At 45.8% G+C, this 6,541-nt stretch carries 4 protein-coding genes and 1 pseudogene; all 5 read right to left on the reverse strand.

Annotation, left to right across the window (positions count from 1 at the left end; translation table 11 throughout):
• Positions 1-641: transporter substrate-binding protein (locus tag AC1DSE_RS27665; protein WP_477528525.1), on the reverse strand; the 641-nt coding region annotated here is incomplete at its 3' end.
• 326 nt (positions 642-967) lie between these two features.
• Positions 968-1,426: pseudogene (locus AC1DSE_RS27670) on the reverse strand (TroA family protein); the annotation flags it as partial.
• A 116-nt stretch (positions 1,427-1,542) separates the two neighbouring features.
• Complete coding sequence (locus tag AC1DSE_RS27675) at positions 1,543-2,598, reverse strand: peptidylprolyl isomerase (protein ID WP_477511753.1); 1,056 nt, start codon at positions 2,596-2,598, stop codon at positions 1,543-1,545.
• A 71-nt stretch (positions 2,599-2,669) separates the two neighbouring features.
• Positions 2,670-6,197, reverse strand: a complete 3,528-nt coding sequence (gene mfd / locus AC1DSE_RS27680; protein ID WP_477511752.1) for a transcription-repair coupling factor — start codon at positions 6,195-6,197, stop codon at positions 2,670-2,672.
• A 109-nt stretch (positions 6,198-6,306) separates the two neighbouring features.
• Positions 6,307-6,537 (reverse strand): anti-sigma-F factor Fin family protein, encoded by a 231-nt coding sequence (locus AC1DSE_RS27685; protein WP_339205871.1) that lies wholly within the window; start codon positions 6,535-6,537, stop codon positions 6,307-6,309.
• Positions 6,538-6,541 lie beyond the last annotated feature (4 nt).

The following is a 6,541-nucleotide window of genomic DNA, read 5'->3' on the forward strand; positions in this document are numbered from 1 at the left end:
CCTTCAGCCTTCAACTGTTCTTTTATTACGAGGTTTGCGGAACGAGGGAATACATAGTCCGATCCGAGTAAGTAAAATTTCTTGCCGCGGTTTTCAAGCAGCCACGAAACAGATGGAACGATTTGTTGGTTTGTCGTAGCGCCTGTATAAAAAATATTCGGAGAAGATTCAAGACCTTCATATTGCACCGGATACCACAGCAGGCCATTTAACTCTTCGAATACCGGCTTCATTGCTTTCCGGCTTGCGGAAGTCCATCCACCAAATACGGTAGCCACTTTATCTTCAGAAATAAGCTTGCGCGCCTTCTCAGCGAAGGTCGGCCAATCGGAAGCGCCGTCTTCAAGTACAGGTACAATCTTTTTACCTAAAACACCGCCTGCAGCATTAATTTCATCGATAGCCATCATTTCAGCATCGATAACCGATACCTCGCTAATTGCCATGGTGCCGCTCTGTGAGTGCAATATTCCCACTTTTATTTCCCCGTCTGCTCCCGATCCGGCATTGGCAGCATTCGTAGGTTTATCTGTTTCCCCATTCGTAGATGCTGGTTTGTTGTTGTTTGYGCCACAACCTGTCAATACGATCGTTAAAGCTACAAACATAAGGCCAAATGAATAAAACATTCTCTTTTTCATCTTCCCACTCCCCATCGCTTCATATTTGTCTCTATATTTCCGAACATTTACATGGATTTAACTTCCATTGTTCGTGCTTTTATTATAGATTGGGAATTAAGTTAATGTCAATATAGTTAACACTAATTTTTTCAAGGGATACATTCATACTTAAAAATGGTCAATTAGGGGCAATTTATTCGCATTTATGTTAGGTATAATGACACTTGTTTGTCGATTTACTTTTTTTATGTGCGAAATGTTGATTGTATGACATTTTTATTCACATAAAAAACCCAACCTAAGGCAAATGCCTCAAGTTGGGTTAACTTGTTTAAATTCATATATTATTTTTTATTTTCTTCTGCTCTTGCAATAAGCATGTCTACAATAAGATCGACTTGTCCGCTTATAGCAATGGGATCATAACGATAGAATGTATTAAAATCATTTTCAAAATATTGATTGTTTTTCACGGCGTCTAAGCTTTTCCAAACCGCTAAGTCTGTCAGCTGCTTAATCGCCTCACCCTTCTTCTCCGGGTCATAGACGGTTATAAACATATAATCTGCCGAATACTCAGGAAGTGCTTCTTTAGACAGCTGGAAAAAGCCGTCGTTGGCATCCACTTGCTTTTTAATCGATTCAGGAATTTTTAGACCCAGTGCATTATATACCGCTTGACCCGATCTGCCCGAATTTTCGCCAAACATCCATATTTCGCCTTTATCTGTAAGCTCAAAAATGCCGACTGTCGTATTTTCATCGACAACACCTTTCAGCTTCTCGCGGCCCGCTTTTGGCTTCACGCAGCAAATATTGATTTGTGTTCAGCATACAATCCATCCTTACTCAGCATAGTTTCAGAAAAAGACCCCTTAACCGGTGAATGGTTAAAGGGTCTGACATGTTTGTTTTGCACTTATTTCGTTGCAGGTGCTTCTGTAGCTGGAGCATCCGTAGCCGGCGTTTCTTCACCAGCAGGAGCATCGCTAGCAGGAGTATCACTTGCTTTTGGAAGCTTAATGACGATTTCTTGCTTAGGAAGCTCGTCTGTCATATATTTGTTCATTTTCTCAGAAGCAACTGTACCTTTTACTGATTCTTTATCTGCATCAGTTAATTTATCAAATGCTGGCGTATCACGTTTCTCAACAAGGATAACATGGTAGCCAAAATCTGTTTTCACAGGCTCGCCAATAACGCCAATCTCTTGTTTATAAGCAGCTTGTTTAAATTCTTCTACCCATTGACCATTCTTCTTGTCCGCATATAGACCGCCTGCGTCCTTCGAGCCTGGATCGTCGGAGTATTGTTTGGCAAGAGCAGCCCAGTCTCCGCCTGCTGCTAGCTTGTCTTTCACTTCTTTAGCACGAGCCAATGCTTCTGCATCCGTGCGAATCTCTTTTTCTTCTTGTGTAGTTGGATCCGTTGTTTTGGTTGATACCAAGATGTGGCGAACAGAAACGGTTGCATAGTTAATACCGTTCTTTTCATATTCTGCTTTCATTTCTTCCTCAGTTACTTGAGCGTTCATATGAGCTACAAGCTTGGAAGTCATAAGCAAATAGTTTTCCATATCTTTGTCTTTCAATTTCTTAGCATCTACAGCAGCTTTCAATTCGGCATCTTGGGAAAGCGCCGTTTTATACTGCTTCATTTGTTCTTTTACTTCTGTTTCAGCCTTTTTCACGTCTTCCTTAGAAGCCTGGCCGCTTAAAATTTTGTAGGAAATATACTGCTGGAGCAGCTGCTCCTTAAATTGCGGAATTTCAATAACTTGCGCATACGCTGGCTGCATAACCGTAAATACATCCAAATACTTGTTGAATTCCTTGTCTGTCACATTGCCGCCTTTATAGGTTGCAACTTCTGTTTCCTTCGCGCCGCCGCATGCCGCCATCGTCAAGACCAGCACGACTGCCACGATAAGCAGCGCGCCTTTGCGCCATGCCGATTTGCGTGAACTGTGTAACATGTTGAATCCCCTTTCATATTGAGAACTTGATAGTATTGTATCAGAAAAGGGGCGTATAAAGCGAATCTTGTCTATGTTGTCGCATCTTGCAATTCGTCTTTATAAAGGAGAACATCCTTGTACGCTTGCAAAAATTGTTCAATCATATGAATTTTCTGCTCCATATTCAATCCCTTGCCGCGCAGCAAAATACTTGGGTTTGGCTCCTGCTCGCTGCCCTGCTTAAAGCGGTTCTCATGCTTCAGACAAAGCTGATCCACCTTCTTACGGTCAATCCTCAGCTTCTCGCTAGCTGCGTAACGAAGCAGCAGATCATCACCTTTGCCGCTGAGCTGTTCAATGCCATACATCGTGCCATATACTTTTAATCTAGCCACTGCGAGCAAATTGCTTACCGCTTGCGGTAAATCGCCAAAACGATCCACAAGCTCATCAATCACATCATCTGCCTCTTCGAACGTTCGGATAGCAGCTACTTTTTTATAGATCTCAATTTTTTGGATGCTGTCATAAATGTAATCCGAAGGCAAATAAGCATCTACACTAATATCAATAAGCATGCTAACTGGCTTCTCTTCTTTGATTTCTTCGCCGCTCATCTCCGCTTTGCGCTTCGCGATCTCATCAGCCAGCATCTGCGAATACATGTCGAAGCCTACCGAGGCAATAAAGCCATGCTGCTCCGCCCCAAGCAGGTTGCCCGCTCCACGAATCGATAGATCGCGCATTGCGATTTTGAAGCCTGATCCGAGCTCAGTAAATTCTTTGATGGATTGCAGACGCTTCTCCGCAACCTCCGTAAGCACCTTATCCCGTTGATACGTGAAATACGCGTATGCAATACGATTCGAACGACCAACGCGTCCGCGCAGCTGATACAGCTGAGAGAGTCCCATTTTGTCAGCATCATGCACAATAAGCGTATTCACGTTCGGAATATCGACGCCTGTCTCAATAATGCTGGTGCTTACCAGAACATCGGATTCACCATCGAGGAAATCAAGGATGGTCTTCTCCAGCTCCTGCTCTGACATTTGCCCATGGCCGACCGCAACTCTAGCACCTGGTACAAGCGCATTGATTTGCTCCGCCATTTGGTAGATGCCTTGTACACGGTTATACAAGTAATAGACTTGGCCTCCACGTGCCAGCTCGCGCTCTATCGACTCCCGTACGAGGGACGGGCTGTATTCCACCACATAGGTTTGCACAGGGAAACGATTTTCCGGCGGCGTTTCAATAACAGACAAGTCCCGCACGCCAAGCATCGACATATGAAGCGTTCTTGGAATCGGTGTCGCAGTCAGCGTAAGCACGTCGACATTAGTTTTAAGCTTCTTCAGCTTTTCCTTATGCGATACGCCAAAACGTTGTTCCTCATCCACGATCAGAAGGCCGAGCGATTTGAAAATAATATCCTGCGACAGCAGGCGATGCGTCCCAATAACGACATCCACCGTTCCCGCCTTCAGGCCCTTCATCGTTTCATTCTGTTCCTTGCGTGAACGGAAACGGCTGAGCACCTGAACGTTAATCGGATAACCCGCAAAACGCTCGCGGAATGTCTCATAATGCTGCTGCGCCAAAATAGTCGTCGGAACTAGCACCGCTACCTGTTTGCTGTCCATTGCTGATTTGAAGGCAGCACGAATGGCGACCTCTGTTTTTCCGTAACCGACGTCTCCGCATAACAGCCTATCCATCGGCTGGGTTTTCTCCATATCCTTCTTAATCTCTTCGATCGCTCTGAGCTGGTCACGCGTCTCGTCATAAGGGAACATCGCTTCGAACTCATTCTGATACGACGTATCTTGTCCAAAAGCGTACCCCGGTGCCGTCTGCCGCTCTGCATACAGCTTGATCAAATCATCAGCAATATCCTGAACGGATGCTTTTACCTTGCTCTTCGCCCGTGTCCATTCACTACCGCCGAGTTTATTGACCTTAGGCTCTTTATCTTCATTGCCGACGTACTTCTGAATCATATCCACTTGCTCGATTGGAACAGATAGCTTATCGCCGCCAGCATAGAGAATATGCAAATAATCTTTATGAATACCTGCTATTTCAAGCGTACCTATACCAACATACTTGCCAATACCATGGTTATGGTGAACCACATAGTCGCCGACCTTAAGCTCTGTATAGCTCTTAATACGCTCGGCATTATCAACTTTTTTATCCATTTTCCGGGCTTTGCGCTGCTTTTGGGAGAACATCTCGCCTTCAGTAATAATGACAAGGTGAGAGGATGGCAGCTCAAAACCGGACTGCAAATTACCTTCTAGCAGAGTAGGCGTCTCAATGCTATAGTCGTCAAGAACTCGGCGCATGCGTTCCATGCGCTCTGCATTGCCGGCAAGCATCATTACTGTGGCACCCGTCTTGCGCCAACGTTCCATTTCTGCCTTCAGCACATTCATTTGTCCATGAAAATTTTGCATCGAGCGGCTTGTCATGTTCAATATATTTTGCGGCTGCGAATGCGGGATTTGCCTTAAGAATAAGGACAAGAACAGCGTTGGAAACGGACGGTGATGCAAAATCTCCTCTGTATCGCGGGCAAGAGCAAGATCCGGAAGCGACTTGCCGTTTTGCAGCAAATGCATGGACCATTCCGCTTCATCCCGCTCCAATTGCTTCGCTGTCTCTATTAAACGCGTTGGCTCGTCTAGTATGAGCAGCGTGTCAGCTGGCATATAGTCAAGAATCGTTTGACGCTCTGGGTATAACAACGAAATATATTTATAAATTTCCGGAAAATAAACATGCTCACGCAGCCTTTCAATCTCTCCGCCCAGCTCCGTGCGAAGTCGATCCTTGGCTGTACGATCTGTCATCTTATCGAGCTGCTTCTCCAGCAGCCGCTGCGCATGATTTGCCGCAGTCTCCATACGGTGTCCGTCTGCGAGTAGCTCTTGGCATGGCGGAACCACATAAGATTCCAATCGATCCAAAGAACGTTGATCTGCTGGATCGAAGGTACGTATGGAATCAACGTCATCGCCAAACCATTCGATCCGGTACGCTTGTGAAGCCGTAAGCGGATAGAAGTCAACAATCCCGCCGCGCACGCTCATATCGCCACGCAATTCTACGCGGTCAGCCCGTGTATAGCCAAGAGCGGTCATTTGCCGCAGAAAAGCATCTATCGGCAGTGATTGGCCAACTTGAACCTCTACTTGCGCTTCAGCCATAACACTGCTTATAGGCAAATAACGCCGAACGCCGGAGAAGGGCACGACAACAATCCCGCGATAGCCTTGGGACAGCTTGATCAGCACATCCATTCGCTGCGCAAGCGTCTCAGGACTCGAGATCGCCGCTTCTGCAGCTACCAGCTCATTTGCGGGATATAATAATACATTTTCTGACGAAAGACATTCCTGCAAGTCCTCCGCAATCTTCTGCGCAGAGAACATGTTATGCGTCACAACAAGCATAGGACGCTCTACATCCTCCCGCAGCGCTGCAATGAGCACTTGTCTGGAAGAGCCTGCGAGGCCAGATATCATCTGCTCACGCATGCCTTTACGAATACCGGATATAACGGACTGAACGTCCGTATCCGCGGCAAAAGCATTAATTAAAGCTTTCAACTTTTGCGACACCCCGTTTCTTTACACAATCGGAGAGTGATACGATCGCTCCCTGTACATTGAAAATAAGCCTCAGCCATCTGCTAAGGCTCATACTATTCACTTTCCGTCATTGAAGAGGACTAGTTACCAAATGAAGCTCTGGGTTCGCATCAATCGCCTCGCGGCAATAATCACAGACCACTTTTACCGTTACATCCCCATTTGGGTCATACGCTATTATATCGCTGCGTTCTTCGGGGGTCAAGAAATGGAAGCCCAGTTGATGCTCCGTTATATTTGACCCGCTAAGCGACCCCATCGATGTTCTGCAGTGCCGACAAATATAGTTTACTGCCATATGT

This window comes from Paenibacillus sp. 01L418 (genome assembly GCF_056400045.1).

Coding starts and splice junctions, on each gene's coding strand:
- AC1DSE_RS27685 (WP_339205871.1), bottom strand. CDS start 6,537: ATGGCAGTAAACTATATTTGTCGGCACTGCAGAACATCGATGGGGTCG.
- AC1DSE_RS27675 (WP_477511753.1), bottom strand. CDS start 2,598: ATGTTACACAGTTCACGCAAATCGGCATGGCGCAAAGGCGCGCTGCTT.